This is a genomic window from Cobetia sp. MC34 (assembly GCF_018340035.1).
GTDB classification, from domain to species: Bacteria; Pseudomonadota; Gammaproteobacteria; order Pseudomonadales; family Halomonadaceae; genus Cobetia; species Cobetia amphilecti.
Genome location: NZ_JADPPY010000026.1, coordinates 23,065 through 35,770, shown reverse-complemented (window position 1 = coordinate 35,770; position 12,706 = coordinate 23,065). Strand labels below are relative to the sequence as shown.

General features: G+C 61.5%; 13 protein-coding genes and 1 tRNA gene. 7 read left to right on the top strand and 7 right to left on the bottom strand.

Translation table 11 applies throughout. The features are described 5' to 3' along the window. Position 1: 1 nt before the first annotated feature. The 3 genes from IZU87_RS13090 to IZU87_RS13080 all read left to right on the top strand — a co-directional run bounded on the left by IZU87_RS13090 (position 2) and on the right by IZU87_RS13080 (position 1,461). Positions 2-709 carry an SIMPL domain-containing protein gene (locus tag IZU87_RS13090; protein WP_213114798.1) on the top strand — a complete coding sequence of 236 codons (708 nt, stop codon included), beginning with the start codon at positions 2-4 and terminating at the stop codon, positions 707-709. A gap of 41 nt (positions 710-750) precedes the next feature. Then, positions 751-1,053 (top strand): winged helix-turn-helix domain-containing protein, encoded by a 303-nt coding sequence (locus IZU87_RS13085; protein WP_213114797.1) that lies wholly within the window; start codon positions 751-753, stop codon positions 1,051-1,053. Between the two features lie 105 nt (positions 1,054-1,158). Then, positions 1,159-1,461, top strand: coding sequence for a hypothetical protein (locus IZU87_RS13080; protein WP_213114796.1), 303 nt, complete (start codon positions 1,159-1,161; stop codon positions 1,459-1,461). 303 nt (positions 1,462-1,764) lie between these two features. Here the strand turns inward: IZU87_RS13080 and IZU87_RS13075 are convergent, their stop codons facing one another. Then, the gene (locus tag IZU87_RS13075; protein ID WP_213114795.1) at positions 1,765-2,064 is read right to left on the bottom strand and encodes a hypothetical protein; all 300 of its coding nucleotides are present in this window, start codon (positions 2,062-2,064) and stop codon (positions 1,765-1,767) included. Positions 2,065-2,554: 490 nt separating this feature from the next. After that, positions 2,555-2,631: transfer RNA gene (locus tag IZU87_RS13070), tRNA-Pro, on the bottom strand. A 243-nt stretch (positions 2,632-2,874) separates the two neighbouring features. Here IZU87_RS13070 and IZU87_RS13065 point away from each other — a divergent pair. Both IZU87_RS13065 and IZU87_RS13060 read left to right on the top strand, forming a co-directional pair. Beyond that, complete coding sequence (locus IZU87_RS13065) at positions 2,875-3,144, top strand: hypothetical protein (protein WP_153635913.1); 270 nt, start codon at positions 2,875-2,877, stop codon at positions 3,142-3,144. Positions 3,145-3,412: 268 nt separating this feature from the next. Further along, positions 3,413-4,516: a GGDEF domain-containing protein gene (locus tag IZU87_RS13060; RefSeq protein WP_213114794.1), complete on the top strand. Its 1,104-nt coding sequence runs from the start codon at positions 3,413-3,415 to the stop codon at positions 4,514-4,516. Between the two features lie 104 nt (positions 4,517-4,620). On the opposite strand, the gene IZU87_RS13055 is transcribed toward IZU87_RS13060, so the two are convergent. From IZU87_RS13055 to IZU87_RS13040, 4 genes are all read right to left on the bottom strand, one after another. Next, positions 4,621-5,160 (bottom strand): YaeQ family protein, encoded by a 540-nt coding sequence (locus IZU87_RS13055; RefSeq protein WP_213114793.1) that lies wholly within the window; start codon positions 5,158-5,160, stop codon positions 4,621-4,623. Between the two features lie 182 nt (positions 5,161-5,342). Then, positions 5,343-6,593, bottom strand: a complete 1,251-nt coding sequence (mtnK, locus tag IZU87_RS13050; RefSeq protein ID WP_213114792.1) for an S-methyl-5-thioribose kinase — start codon at positions 6,591-6,593, stop codon at positions 5,343-5,345. A gap of 215 nt (positions 6,594-6,808) precedes the next feature. Beyond that, positions 6,809-8,236: a cardiolipin synthase gene (gene cls / locus IZU87_RS13045; protein ID WP_213114791.1), complete on the bottom strand. Its 1,428-nt coding sequence runs from the start codon at positions 8,234-8,236 to the stop codon at positions 6,809-6,811. A gap of 168 nt (positions 8,237-8,404) precedes the next feature. Next, complete coding sequence (locus tag IZU87_RS13040) at positions 8,405-9,910, bottom strand: fumarate hydratase (protein ID WP_213114790.1); 1,506 nt, start codon at positions 9,908-9,910, stop codon at positions 8,405-8,407. A gap of 348 nt (positions 9,911-10,258) precedes the next feature. Between IZU87_RS13040 and IZU87_RS13035 the strand changes: the two genes are divergently transcribed. Both IZU87_RS13035 and IZU87_RS13030 read left to right on the top strand, forming a co-directional pair. Continuing rightward, complete coding sequence (locus IZU87_RS13035) at positions 10,259-11,212, top strand: N-acetylmuramoyl-L-alanine amidase (protein WP_249330605.1); 954 nt, start codon at positions 10,259-10,261, stop codon at positions 11,210-11,212. 219 nt (positions 11,213-11,431) lie between these two features. Beyond that, positions 11,432-11,791 carry a hypothetical protein gene (locus IZU87_RS13030; RefSeq protein WP_175090119.1) on the top strand — a complete coding sequence of 120 codons (360 nt, stop codon included), beginning with the start codon at positions 11,432-11,434 and terminating at the stop codon, positions 11,789-11,791. 154 nt (positions 11,792-11,945) lie between these two features. Here the strand turns inward: IZU87_RS13030 and IZU87_RS13025 are convergent, their stop codons facing one another. Further along, positions 11,946-12,647, bottom strand: a complete 702-nt coding sequence (locus IZU87_RS13025; RefSeq protein ID WP_043336899.1) for an ABC transporter ATP-binding protein — start codon at positions 12,645-12,647, stop codon at positions 11,946-11,948. Positions 12,648-12,706: the final 59 nt, after the last annotated feature.

Below are 12,706 nucleotides of genomic sequence, written 5' to 3'. Positions count from 1 at the left end.
CATGCGCAATATCATCAGCTCGGCCGTGCTGGGCGGCCTGCTGGCCGTGGGGATGGTCTGGAGTGGCAGCTATCTCAAGCAGGCTGCCCAGGTATGGGAATCTTCCAGCCGTGTAGTGACGGTAAAGGGGCTCGCGGAGCGCGAGGTCAAGGCCGACCTGGCCCTCTGGCCGCTGCACTTCAGCGTCAATGCCAATCAGCTGACCGGGCTTCATGAGGCGCTGGCCAATGATGAGCGCAAGATTCGCGCCTTTCTCACCGCCCAGGGCTTCCCCACCGACCAGGTCAGCGTGACCTCTCCCCAGGTGACTGACCTTTACGCCAACAGCTACAACGCCCAGCGCCCGGATGAGCGCTATCGCGCCGAAGCTACGGTGCTGGTGCGCTCGCCCAAGGTCGACCTCGTCAAGCAAAGCGCCTCACTGACCGGTGAACTGGTGCGCGAGGGTATCCTGCTCTCGGCTGACTATGCCTACCGCACCGAATTCCTGTTCACGGGGCTTGAAGCCATCAAGCCGGACATGATCGCGGCCGCGACCGCGGATGCCCGACGCGCCGCCCAGCAGTTCGCGGAGGATTCCGGTAGCACGGTCGGCCACATCAAGCATGCCAGCCAGGGCTATTTCTCGATCTCGGACCTCGACAGCTATACCCCTGACATCAAGAAGGTCAGAGTCGTGACCACCATCGACTACACCCTGAGCCACTGATCACCTCTCGACAGCCCCCTTCTTCGCCGTATGGAGCCCCAATGCCCGACACCCCGCTGAGCAAGACCCAGACAAGCTTCTATCGACGCCTGTTCGTGGCCCACCTCATCGCGCATGACATCGCCAGCGTGCCAGCCATCATCGCGGCCACCAGCATGCCGCGGCGTACCGCCCAGGACACCATCACCGCCCTGGGTGAGCTCGAGATCGTCTGTGAATTCCAGCGCGAGGAAGGCCAGCGCAACAATATCGGCCACTACGTGATTCGTGACTGGGGGCCGATCAATGCCCAGTGGGTAGCCGACAATGCCGAGCGCCTGCAGAAAGCGCTGGGCTATGCGTGAGGGGCATGAACTTGATCGAAAAACGAGGGCCGAGAAATGGGGGGCGAGAGATGGCTTTCGAGAATGAGCTCTCAAGCATGAGGCCTCAAGCATGATGGCTGACCCATGACGGCCGAGATTCTGGGCAGTGCCGCTCAGCACGGCATGATCGCCGTGCTGATCCAGCTGGCGCTGTGGCCGCTGTTTGGCGTGTGGTCGGCAGGTGCCATCGCCGTCGCCCTGTTTCTGGGCCGTGAGATCGCTCAGCATGAATACAAGGGCGATGGACCCAAGGCAGAGAACTGGGACTACGGCCTGCTGCAGCACTGGAATCTGGATTCCTGTCTCGATGTCGCCCTGCCGCTGCTCTGCTGTGTGAGCCTGGCCAGTACGGTCTGGGCGTTCAGGCGCTACCTGGCCCGGGCGTGATCCGCCGCCCGCATTGCGACTAATTGCGACTAGATGGGTCGCTCAAGCGCACGGCGAAAAGTGAACGTCGTAAAAAGTGAAAAACCCGTGCAGTCTTCTCTGAACGGCTCCCCTCCCCCCAGCGCTGCGTTCTACCCTTCCTTGCCCTGCGCGTTTTGACTGTCCTTGTAGCCTTCTCTTCCTGGCTGTCTTCCTTGCTGCCTCGCTAGCCCTGTGCTTGGCTGTCTCTTGAATACATCTGGCCTGCTTTTCACCTCAGCACGGTGCAACGAGATTCGCTGGAAAGCGTTGCCTCAAGCATCATCAGCCAACGGCAATGCTGGTGACACTGCGCCGTGCGGCGCCCGACCCAGTGGCGGAAAGCGCAGTGGCGGAAGGCGCAGAGGCAGCGCGACGACGCAGCGGATGTCGGGCGCGATCCTGCAGGTAGGCCGAGAGCATTTCCGGGCGGATGCCGGGATACTGAAAGACGTAATCCTCGGTGATGATCGACAGAAATTCAGCACTGCGTGCGCCCGCGACCTCAAACCCCAGGATGAAGTGGCGCGACTGAGAGACCTCGAAGCAATAGTTCTCGGCGGCCACGGCGCAGGTCTGCACCACGTAGCCTCCGCCCAGCTGTTCTCTGAGGATGGATCGTTCGGGATTGAATCGGGATGCCGTGTAAACGTCTATGATTTTCATTATCACCCCCAATATCGACTGGCGCAGTATATACGAAAAATCTAATACTTACATTCTTAGAGAACTCACCCTGCCTGCCCCGCACTTCGAACCGACAGTCAATTGATCCAGATCAACTCAAGCGGCAGCGATTTCTGGGCCAGATGTCAGTGGTATCTGCCTGGATCAAACAGAAAAGAGCTTGCCCGAGCACAGTGCTGATTGAGCTGAGAGGCAAGGAAAGTGAGCAATACGAACCGAAGGCGGGATACGTGAGGCAGGCGGGTCATCGCGAGAATGATGATGAAGAATGGAAATCGGGAGCTGAAAGATGAAGAGCAGAGAGTGAATGATGACGAGATGGGCATCTTCAGGACATGCGAAAACGCAAAAAGGCCATCCGTTACCGGATGGCCTTTTCACTTGAATCTGGTCGGGACGACAGGATTCGAACCTGCGACCTCTGCAACCCCATTGCAGCGCGCTACCAAGCTGCGCCACGTCCCGACAGTGTCTGGAAGAGCTTCCCCCTCAAGACGAGACGTAATGTACCGCATTGATCTCAAAAAGAAAAGCAGGAATCTCACATTTCTTTACCTGCGTCGTGATCTGGTGTCGCAGTGACGCCTGAATCCGCTGTCGGCATTGCAAAATGACCGGGTGCGACGCATGTTCATGAAGCAGGCATTCATTGCGCACCTTCGAATGCAACGCCCATGAACGACAATCGTCCAGAGGAGTTCGCGACCGATGATCCAATTCACGCTTACCACCACGCTCAAGGGCGGCACCAGCGTCAGCGGCGACCCCATCAAGGTCAGCGCCGAGAGCGCCCCTGCCGCCGGCAGCCAGATCACCAAGGGGCAATGGCCCGCACTCGACGCCTTGTCACCCAACTTTCCGGTGACAGTGACGGGAGTCGAAGAGGACGAGGATGGCAATACCCTCGTGCGCCTCAAGGAAGCCGACAGCCCGGATGCCAACGACCCCGACAGCTACCGCTACACGCCCTGGAAGTAACGGAGCGACGCCGGGCAGCATCGGGAAGGTGTGAGGGGTTATCGCGCCAGCGTCGAGCAGGCAATATATTGCGCTTCATACGCAAAGTTGGACGCCTTCATTTCGCGCAGCGGCTTGTCAGACAAGTTATGACCCACGCTGCGTTAGCATAGGGTTTGCGTAGCCTTCGTTGGCTCTGGCGAGCTGTGGCTGATGATGAGGTGGTGTATCATCCAGCCTTTCCCGGTTGGTGCCTGATGTGCACTGACATCTCGATGCCCGAGGTTACATGGTCAGCCCATTGAAATTGATAGTTACCTCCTGGCGCTGGCTGGTCGGCAAGACCGGCTCCGCCCGAGAGACACTCCATCATGGCTTTCTCGTTTCCGCATTCTTCATCGGGTTGATTTCGGCCCTCTTCAATTCCCTGCTGGGCCTCACCCTGCCGGCGTACAACATCGTGCTGGTCATCACCAGCGCGTTCATCGCCCTGATGTGGTATCGCTCGCGGTTTCATGGCGAGTTCCAGCGCATGGCCTGGCTGTTCTGTGCGCTGGTCACTTTCGTGATGCTGCCCGGCAACTGGCTGTTCAATCATGGCGCGACCGGCCCGACCCTGCTGTTCTACCTGATGGCGTCGGCCTATGTATTGGCGGTACTGCCCGCCGACCCCAAGCGCCGAGGCATCATCGTCATCGGCCTGATGTTCATGCCATGGGCATTGCTGGCGTTTGAGCATGCAAGGCCAGGCCTGGTCAGCAGCTATGCCAGCGAAGGCATGCGTTTTCTCGATATGGGCTTCAGCTACACGCTGGCCTTCGGGCTGCTCAGCGTGGTGATCGCAGGCTATGCCCGACGTATCCATGAAGAGCGTGATATCGCAAATGCCTATGCGGCGCGGCTCGAGCGCCTCAGCCTGCTGGACAGTCTGACCGGCCTCTACAATCACCGCGCCATCCACGAACAGGTCGAAGCCTGGATCAGGCGTTCGCAAAGTGCCTGCCTGCTGATCTGCGACCTGGATCACTTCAAGTTGATCAATGACAACCACGGGCACCCGTACGGCGACACGGTACTGGAAGAGTTCTCACGCCATGTCAGCCAGTTGACCCGGGAGTTCTCGGGAGAAGCCGGACGCTATGGCGGCGAGGAGTTCATGATCCTGATTCCCGGCACCCTGGCGACGGCTCGCAAGTTCGATGGATGCCTGCGGGAGCGCTGCGAAGCCTCGCCCCTGTTGCATGGCGTGATTCTCTTCAGCACCGGCGCCAGCGAATTGCACGCCGATGACACCCTGTCGAGCTGGGTCAAGCGCACCGATGACGCCCTCTACCACGCCAAGGAAAATGGCCGAGGCCGCCTGATGGTCGACAAGGACCTGAGCGCCATCTGAGCTTTCACCCGCCCGACCTGGACCGACTGAGCCCCCAGACACAACGCCCCCGCAAGCATGGCTTGCGGGGGCGTTGTGTCTGGGCCGGAGCGAGGCTGATTCGCTCAGCGCTCGCCCTTCAGCCACTCGAGATTGATCTCGTGCTGGCCATTGTCATCGGTGATGAAGATGGTGCCTTCGGAGATCATCACGGTCCACTTGATGTTGCGCGGCAGCGACTCGGTGATGGCGTCCAGTGACCCTTCCGGCACGACCGCGATGCTCAGGTTGGAGAGCCCAGCCACCGCCGGCACGACCTTGGTTTCCCACACACGCAGACTGCCATAGGCCAGCAGCGAGGTACGCTCGGTGCGTCGCGAGCACCAGGTCAGGCGCTCTGCATCCGGCTGACCGACTTCGATCCAGTGGAGGATACGGCCATCGAGGCTCTTTTCCCACAACGCCGGCTCATCGACATCGGACAGGCCGCGACCGAACGCGATGTTCTCGCTGTACCACAGGGCGTGGCCCAGCAGACGCACACAGAGACGCAGTTCGGTTTCGGAGGGGTGACGAGCCACCGTGAAGCGCAGGGTCTCGTAGACGCCGCGATCCAGGTCGGTCAGCGACAGATCCACCTTGTAAGGCGTGGAAGACAGGGCCATGAAAATCTCTTCTTGAAAAGGCAGACGTCTTGGAAAGGCAATGGCAGGAAGACACTCTCCCGATAAAGCACCATGCTCCTCGACTGAACCACGCGCGTGAAAATGCAAGCGCGTGGGTGCGGAGCGCAGAGTCTACCCTAGCCGGGCCCTGAACGCCCGACTCCTGCCTGGCATGCCAGCCCTCAGGCGAGGTGACGCGCCACCAGGGCATCGATGGCATCGATATCGCTCAGGCTTTCGTGCGTCATGATCAACTCACGCCCGAGCGCCAGCGCCCGCCGCTCGGCGCGTGCGCGGGTGGCCTCATCGCTGATGGATTCGAGCTCCAGAATATGCGCAAGCCCCACAGTGCGGCGGATCAGCTCACAGCCGGCATAGCCCAGTGCATCACGCAACATGCGAGACAACAGACGCTCTGCCACGCCCGACGCAGCGAAGCTGGCATCCGATGTATGGGTGGCCTGCTCACGATACTCACGAGCGAAGCTCTCCCAACTGGCGACCGCCTGGGCGCGCAGCTGCGCTACGTAGTCACGCTTGTCGCCCTGCTCTCCCTCAAGCTCGGTATGCGCACAGGCCGCCAGCCACAGTGCTGCCAGCCAGCTGCCGATATCAAAGCCCGCCGGCCCGAAGAAGCCGAATTCCGGATCGATGACCTTCGTACTGTCTTCCCGCACGAAGATAGAACCCGCATGCAGATCACCATGCAGCAGTGCCTCGGGCGCGGACAGGAAACGGTGCTTGAGCTCCGCCACTTCGACCTTCAGGGCAGCATCCTGCCACAGGGCTTCGGCATCCGCGCGCAGCGCCGGATTGATGCGGTTGCGCTCGTGATCACAGAACGGATCGATGAAGAACAGGTCTTCGGTGATCTTGCACTGATCGGGATTGATGAAGCGGGCGACGCGCGCCTTCTTGTCGTGGGCATCGAGTGCCAGATCGCTGCTGCGGTAAAGCGTAGTGGCCAGAAAATGCCCCATCTGCTCGCCCAGCCGTGGCAATGACGCGCGCTCCAGGAAGGCATGGCGCAGATTGCGGTGATCGCCGATATCTTCCATCACGATCGCTGAACGAGCTTCATCGAAGTGATGAAGCGCCGGCACCAGGTCCGGCGCGCAGTCTGCCTCGAACTGCAGGGTTTCCGCCTCGATGCGCACCCGCACCAGCGACAGCGGCCAGCTTTCGCCGATGATGCGCACCCAGGGCAGGCCCTGCTTGACGATTACCGAGGCGGAGCGGTCCGGCGTGCAGACGCGATAGACATAGTTGATGTTGCCATCGCCGATCTCTTCGACCTGAAGTGCTTCAGCGGTCGCGAAGCCCGGATATCGAGCGCCGACGTGCTGGCGCGCGAAGGCGATCACATCCGCATCATCGCGAAACTGATAGTCGATGGAAGGCGCGTGGCTAGCGGTGGGGTCTTGAGCAGTCATGGCGGATCTCAGCGCTGAATCATGAAGTCACCGGCCCCGGCGATGCTTCGCGTGCATGGCACGTAAAGTACCTCAAGGCTCTCACCTTATTCCCTTAAGAAATAAGAAGGCGATCAGTTATAGCGAGAAGATGCCTGCTGGCGCGGCGATTGGCAAGACCTGCCGAGCGAGTTTTGCTCAGCTCGCCAGGCGCTTGTCGCATGCAGGATGCTGCATTACTGGATGGGTGCCAGCAGATAGGCCGCGCGCGAGACCAGCTTGCGCCACATCGGCCGCGCATCCAGCTCTTCGCAGCTGATTTCACGACAGTGGCGGAAGTCCTCTTCGAGCATCGCCTCCACTTCCGAGGCGAACTGGTGATCGGGCACGAACGCCGTGATCTCGAAGTTGAGGCGGAAGGAACGGTTGTCGAGATTGACGGTGCCGATGGTTGCCGTATGACTATCCATCAACATCACCTTCTGATGCAGGAAGCCTGGCTGATAGCGGAAGACGCGCACGCCGGAGCGAATCATCTCGGACAGGAACGAGAACGCCGACAGGAACACCAGCAGGTGATCGGGACGCTCAGGAATCATCACCCGCACATCCACCCCGCGCAGCGCAGCGATCTTGAGCGCATCCTGCACGCCCTGGTCCGGCACGAAATAGGGGCTGGTGATCCAGATGCGGCTGACCGAGGAGTGAATCGCCTGCTGCACCAGCAGGCTGGCCGTCTCGCGGCGGTCAGCCGGGCCGGAAGGCACGATCACTACATGCTGACATTCGTCACAGCTGATCTGCGGCTGCCATTCAAGCGACAGTACCTCACCGGTCGCCCAGTGCCAGTCTTCCCAGAAGGCTTCCTGCAGGCCCATCACGCTGGGGCCCTCAAGTTTGAGATGGGTATCACGCCAGGCGCCGTAACGCTCCGAATGGCCCAGATATTCATTGCCGACATTCAGCCCGCCGACAAAGCCGACACGACCGTCGATGACGGTGATCTTGCGATGATTGCGGAAGTTGATCTGGAAACGATGGCGCCAGCCCCGCGAGGAATTGAAGGCACTGACCTCACACCCCGACTCCATCAGATCATTCAGATAGCCGTCGGGCAGCTTGCGCGAGCCGATCTCGTCATACAGGAAACAGACCCGCACGCCGCGTTCGGCGCAGCGCATCAACTTCTGCTTGAGACGCACCCCCAGTTCATCGTTTCGCACGATGAAGAACTGGATCAGGATGTAATCCTCGGCGGTATCGATGGCATGAAACAGCGAATCGAAGGTGTGCTCGCCATTGATCAACAACTTGGCGCGGTTGCCGGTGGTGACCGGCATCATCGCCAGGCGCTCTATGGCATCCAGATGGGTGGGATTGCCGCCCAGCGGGCGTGACAGCCACGGCGACAGCTTGGGACGGAAACGCATCAAGACGCGGCGCATGGTCGAGTCGCGCTCCTCGCGAGCGCTGACATAACCATAGAAGCGTGGGCGCCCGAATACCCAGTACAGTGGCAGGGCGACGTAGGGAAAGGTCAGCAGACACAGAATCCAGGCGATCGCACCCTGGGAGGTACGACTGGACATCAGGGCCATGACGGCGGTCATCGCACCCAGAATGTGACTGCTCAACAGCAGAAAGCCAAGTAACCAGGCGGTCATTGCAGCTCCATTGCAGGCGTCAGGGTTGCCAGAGTATGCCACAGCAGTGCGCGCAACGATGCCATGACATCGACGGCACACAGACGAAGACCCCCGCCGGCATGCCATCACCGGCGGGGGTCTTCAGATCATATCCACACGATACGACGGCGTATCACGACAGGGCCATCATGCACGCTCAGCGATGATTTCCTTCCACTTGGCCGGGCCCGTCTGGTGCACGGAGACCCCCGCACTGTCGACGGCCACGGTCACCGGCATGTCTTCGACCTCGAATTCGTAGATCGCTTCCATGCCCAGGTCTTCAAATGCCAGCACACGGGATTTCTTGATCGCCTGGGCGACCAGGTAGGCAGCGCCGCCCACGGCCATCAGGTAGCTGGACTTGTTGTCCCGGATGGCGTCGATCGCGGTCGGGCCACGCTCTGCCTTGCCGACCATGCCCAGAAGGCCGGTCTCTTCCAGCAGCGTACGCGTGAACTTGTCCATGCGGGTCGCGGTGGTCGGGCCAGCCGGACCGACGACTTCGTCACGGATCGGGTCGACCGGGCCGACGTAATAGATGAAGCGACCCTTGAGGTCGACCGGCAGCTGCTCGCCGCGCGCCAGCATCTCGGTCATGCGCTTGTGAGCCGCATCACGGCCAGTCAGCAGCTTGCCGTTGAGGAGCAGGGTGTCGCCCGGCTGCCAGCTCTGCACTTCCTCAGGCGTCACGGTATCGAGGTTGACACGCTTGACGCTGTCGCCCGCTTCACGGGTGATTTCCGGCCAGTCCTCAAGCTTGGGTGCCGGCAGTTCTGCCGCGCCGCTGCCATCCAGAGTGAAGTGCACGTGACGGGTCGCCGCGCAGTTCGGGATGATCGCCACCGGCTTGTTGGCCGCGTGGGTCGGGTAATCCATGACCTTGATATCGAGCACGGTAGTCAGGCCACCGAGCCCCTGGGCGCCGACACCAGTCGCGTTGACCTTCTCAAACAGCTCGAGACGGAGCTCTTCGGCACGGTTGGAGGCACCACGCGCCTGCAGCTCCTGGATATCGATCGGCTCGAGCAGGGACTCCTTGGCCAGCTGCATCGCCTTCTCGGCGGTACCGCCGATGCCGATGCCCAGCATGCCGGGCGGACACCAGCCAGCACCCATCTTCGGAATCTGCTCCAGCACCCAGTCGACCACGGAGTCGGAGGGATTGAGCATCGCGAACTTGGACTTGGCTTCGCTGCCGCCGCCCTTGGCCGCGACGTGGATCTCGACGCTGTCACCCGGCACCAGCTTGTGGTGAATGATGGCCGGCGTGTTGTCCCTAGTGTTGGCACGCTTGCCGTCCGGGTCTGCCAGCACGGAGGCACGCAGCACGTTGTCCGGCAGAAGATAGGCGCGACGCACGCCTTCGTTGACCATGTCATCCAGGCTCATGTCGGCCTCGAAGCGCACGTTCATGCCGACGTGAACGAAGACGGTGACGATACCGGTGTCCTGACAGATGGGACGATGACCCAAGGCACACATCCGGGAGTTGATCAGGATCTGCGCGATGGCATCCTTGGCGGCAGGATTCTCTTCACGCTCGTACGCCGCGTTCATGGCGTCGATGAAATCCTTCGGATGGTAGTAGGAGATGTACTGCAGCGCGTCGGCGACGCTCTGGATCAGGTCATCCTGGCGGATCACGGTCATCAGGATCGGCTCCTCAAGGGCAAGCGATGGAAAAGACAGACACACTGGCGCGCAGGGCACAGGGGCGATTACTGTTGTCAGGCACGGCAATCGCGCCGCCACGGGGCGAGCGTCAGGTCAGGTGCGCGGGATTATACCTCATGCGAGCACGCGGCGGCAGAGCGAATCCTGCAACCCGCAAGTCATGAGAATTCAGCAGGTTATGGCCCAGTCTGCGCAAGACTCTCCCGCCCTGAGCCGCCTGCTTCGCTGCCGGCAGTCGCGTGTATCGCGAGGCGACTGCCGCCGTCCCGTTGCGGTACCGTCCTGTCATGCAGACTCCCCTTCTTCAGCCACGATGATTGCTCAATGACGCCACGCGACTGTTCACCCCCCTCCTTCTCGCCACGCTTCTTCCCGCGAAGCCTGCTATCGCTGGCCGCTGCCGCCCTCACGATGTTGCTGGCAGGCTGTAGCACCCAGTCAGGTTCTGGCGCTGGTGTCGGGAGCGATACCTTCGACTGGGTGACGTCCTCCCCCCACGGCAAGAGCAATTCACGGGTTCGCCATCTGGTACTTCACTACACCGATGATGATCTGCACGGCTCCCTGCTCAGCCTGACCGGCTCTCAGGTCAGCGCGCATTATCTGCTGTCGGCGCCGATGCCCGAGACCGGCCTGCCGCGCGTCTATCCGCTGGTGTCGGAAGCGCGCCGTGCCTGGCATGCCGGCGTCAGCCAGTGGGGTGAGCGCAGCAACCTCAATGACACCTCCATCGGCATCGAGATCGTCAATGCCGGGCCCCTGGCACTGGAGCCATTGCAGGGAGGCGAGCAGGAAGATGCCAGGGAGGCGGTCGCCAGGCGCTGGGCCCCCTCACGTGACTTCGCACCGTGGAGCGAGGCGCAGATCACTGCATTGATCGCGCTGCTCAAGCCCATCATCGCGCGCCATGGCATCAAGCCGGTGGATATCGTCGGGCACTCGGACATCGCCCCTGAGCGCAAGACCGACCCCGGCCCGCGATTCCCCTGGCAACGTCTGCATGACGCCGGCATCGGTGCCTGGCCACGCACCTTTGACATGCTGTGCTTCCAGCGCCAGCTGGCAAGCGAGGGACTGCCATCACGAGAGGTTCTGCTCACGGCGCTGACGCATTACGGCTATCCAGTGGACGTCGCACGGTCCGAATTGGCGATTGCCGCGTTCCAGGCACACTTTCGTCCCGGGTCGATCAGCGGGGCCTTCGATGTCGAGAGTGTCGCGATATTGCTGGCGCTCAACGCACGTTACCGCCAGTCGCCTGGCTGCCAGCCACCCTGAAAACGTCAGGCATGAGCCCCGGACAGTCACCTGAATGTCACTTCCCTGTCACATTTCTGACGCAGCATCGATTTGACCTTGACGCACCAAACAGATTTGCATGGCAGTTTGACGACCGCCGTCTACTCTGGGATGAGGCATGACCAGAGAGGGTCATGGGCAGACAAGCTAGCGACTGGCTCGAAGAAGCCGGAATACCCCACCACAATGAGGTTCATCATGGCTGACAACATTCTCAGTGCAGTACCTGAAACGGCAGCAGACATGACAACACCCGCCACATCCCCCGGGGCTCTTGGATTCGTCGTCTGTGATGACAATCGCATCTATGGGGCGGGCATGAGCGAAGAAGACTGCCTCGACAACGCCCTGGAGTGCCTGTGCGGTTTCTGTGAGCGCAGCGCGCTCAAGAAGATGCTGGAGCTATGTCAATCCGGCGTGCGCTATCCCCTGCGCCAGCTTCCCGCCAGCCAGGCCTGCGTCAGCAATTGCCAGGTCTCCGGTCCTACCGATCATTACCGTATCCATGACGGCGTCGCCTATGCTCCGGAAGAGTTCGTGACACCTCTCTCGGCCTGAGCCATTCACGCCACTTCTACCCGCCCCCTGGCTCGCACCCTGCATCGCATCCTCAAGAAAGCGCCCCTGCCACTAGGAGTCTGGTCACAGGGGCGCGTTCAATGGCTCTGCCTGGCCCAGATGAGGCGCGACAACGACTCACGGACCGGCCACATCAGCCGCCGAGATAGGCGCGACGCACGTCATCATTGGCCAGCAGCGCCTTGCCGCTGTCCGCCAACACCACTCGACCATGCTCCAGCACATAACCGCGATCAGCGATCGACAGGGCGCGATGGGCATTCTGCTCCACCAGGAAGATGGTGGTGCCCTGCTCGCGCAGCTGCTCTACGATCTCGAAGATCTGCCCGATCACGATGGGCGCCAGCCCCAGCGATGGCTCATCGAGCAACAACAGCCGCGGCCGACTCATCAGGGCGCGCCCGATGGCCAGCATCTGCTGCTCTCCGCCGGACATGGTGCCGCCGCGCTGCTGAAAGCGCTCCTTGAGACGCGGGAAGAGCCCCAGCACGTGCTCGATACTGCGCTCGTTTTCCTCCTTGCTCTGGTAATAGCCGCCCATGGCAAGATTCTCCTCCACCGTCATGCCGGTGAAGATGCGGCGACCTTCCGGCACCACCGACAGCCCACCGCGCATCACGCGCGCCGTGGGTGTACCGGTGATCTCCTCGCCCTCGAACCACACCCGCCCGCTGGTCGGACGCGGATCGCCACAGATCGACATCAGAAGCGTCGTCTTGCCGGCACCGTTGGCACCGATCAGCGTCACGATCTCGCCCTGACCAACGGCCAGCGAGACATCATTGAGCGCCTGCACCGGCCCGTAGTGGGTAGTCAGATGCTCGAGGGCCAGCATGGCCTCCCGGGGCGCGAGCTCCTCACCGGCAAGCGTGGCCTCGGGTGTCACGTCTTCGA

Coding starts and splice junctions, on each gene's coding strand:
- IZU87_RS13090 (WP_213114798.1), top strand. CDS start 2: ATGCGCAATATCATCAGCTCGGCCGTGCTGGGCGGCCTGCTGGCCGTG.
- IZU87_RS13085 (WP_213114797.1), top strand. CDS start 751: ATGCCCGACACCCCGCTGAGCAAGACCCAGACAAGCTTCTATCGACGC.
- IZU87_RS13080 (WP_213114796.1), top strand. CDS start 1,159: ATGACGGCCGAGATTCTGGGCAGTGCCGCTCAGCACGGCATGATCGCC.
- IZU87_RS13065 (WP_153635913.1), top strand. CDS start 2,875: ATGATCCAATTCACGCTTACCACCACGCTCAAGGGCGGCACCAGCGTC.
- IZU87_RS13060 (WP_213114794.1), top strand. CDS start 3,413: ATGGTCAGCCCATTGAAATTGATAGTTACCTCCTGGCGCTGGCTGGTC.
- IZU87_RS13055 (WP_213114793.1), bottom strand. CDS start 5,160: ATGGCCCTGTCTTCCACGCCTTACAAGGTGGATCTGTCGCTGACCGAC.
- mtnK (WP_213114792.1), bottom strand. CDS start 6,593: ATGACTGCTCAAGACCCCACCGCTAGCCACGCGCCTTCCATCGACTAT.
- cls (WP_213114791.1), bottom strand. CDS start 8,236: ATGACCGCCTGGTTACTTGGCTTTCTGCTGTTGAGCAGTCACATTCTG.
- IZU87_RS13040 (WP_213114790.1), bottom strand. CDS start 9,910: ATGACCGTGATCCGCCAGGATGACCTGATCCAGAGCGTCGCCGACGCG.
- IZU87_RS13035 (WP_249330605.1), top strand. CDS start 10,259: ATGACGCCACGCGACTGTTCACCCCCCTCCTTCTCGCCACGCTTCTTC.
- IZU87_RS13030 (WP_175090119.1), top strand. CDS start 11,432: ATGGCTGACAACATTCTCAGTGCAGTACCTGAAACGGCAGCAGACATG.
- IZU87_RS13025 (WP_043336899.1), bottom strand. CDS start 12,647: ATGCTGGCCCTCGAGCATCTGACTACCCACTACGGGCCGGTGCAGGCG.